1 protein-coding gene is annotated in these 1,205 nt (G+C 70.0%); it reads left to right on the top strand.

Translation table 11 applies throughout. The features are described from left to right. On the top strand, window positions 1-1,205 hold a 1,205-nt coding region (locus ACIOC0_RS38930), incomplete at both ends, for an amino acid adenylation domain-containing protein (protein WP_402161645.1).

Below are 1,205 nucleotides of genomic sequence, written 5' to 3' on the forward strand. Positions count from 1 at the left end.
TGCGAGCCCGGCATCCCCTTCGTCACCGGCATCCTCGCCATCCTGGGCGCCGGAGCCGCCTGGATCCCCCTCGACCTGCGCGCCCCCCTCACCCGCACCGCCTCCCTCCTGGACGACTCCCGGCCCGACGCCCTCTACACCGGCCCCGCACTCGACCACACCGCCACCCAACTCCTCGACGCCGCCTCCAGCACCCCGCCCGTCATCGCCTGGAACGGAGCCGCCGACACCCAACTCGCCCCGCCGGCCGGAGACGGCGACGACCTCGCCTACATCATCTTCACCTCCGGCTCCACCGGCCGCCCCAAAGGCGCCATGGTCCACCGCGCCGGCATGGTCAACCACCTCCTCGCCAAAACCGACGACCTGAACCTCACCACAGACGACGTCGTCATCCACAACGCACCCGTCACCTTCGACATCTCCGTCTGGCAGATGCTCACCCCCCTCATCACCGGCGCACGCCTCCTCGTCGTCGACCGCGACACCGCCACCGACCCCCAAGAACTCTTCGGCCGGATCACCACCCACCACGTCACCGTCCTCGAAGTCGTCCCCTCCCTCCTGCGCGCCGCCCTCGACGCCTGGAACAACGGACTCCCCCGACCCCAACTCACCCCCCTCACCCACCTCATGGTCACCGGCGAGACACTCCCCGCCGACCTCGCCCGCGAATGGCTGACGCTGGCTCCCCACATCCCCCTCATCAACGCCTACGGGCCCACCGAGTGCTCCGACGACGTCACCCACGCCGTCATCCGCACCCCAAACGACATCGGATCCCGCGCCCCCATCGGCCACCCCGTCCGCAACACCCGCCTCTACGTACTCGACAACCACCTCCAGCCCGTCCCCCCCGGCACCCCCGGCGAGCTCTACGTCGCCGGCACCGGCGTCGGACACGGCTACCTCGACAACCCCACCAAAACCGCCACCACCTTCACCGCCGACCCCCACGCCACCCAACCCGGCACCCGCATGTACCGCACCGGCGACCGCGTCCGCCAACGCCCCGACGGACAACTCGAGTTCCTCGAACGCACCGACCACCAAGTCAAGATCCGCGGCCACCGCATCGAACTCGGCGAGATCGAAACCGCACTGCGCAACCTCCCCGGCATCACCGACGCCGCCACAACCGTCCACCACGGACGCCTCACCGCCTACCTCATCGGCACCACCCAGAACCCCAGGACGACACTCGC

The organism is Streptomyces sp. NPDC088254 (assembly GCF_044740925.1).
Taxonomy (GTDB): domain Bacteria; phylum Actinomycetota; class Actinomycetes; order Streptomycetales; family Streptomycetaceae; genus Streptomyces.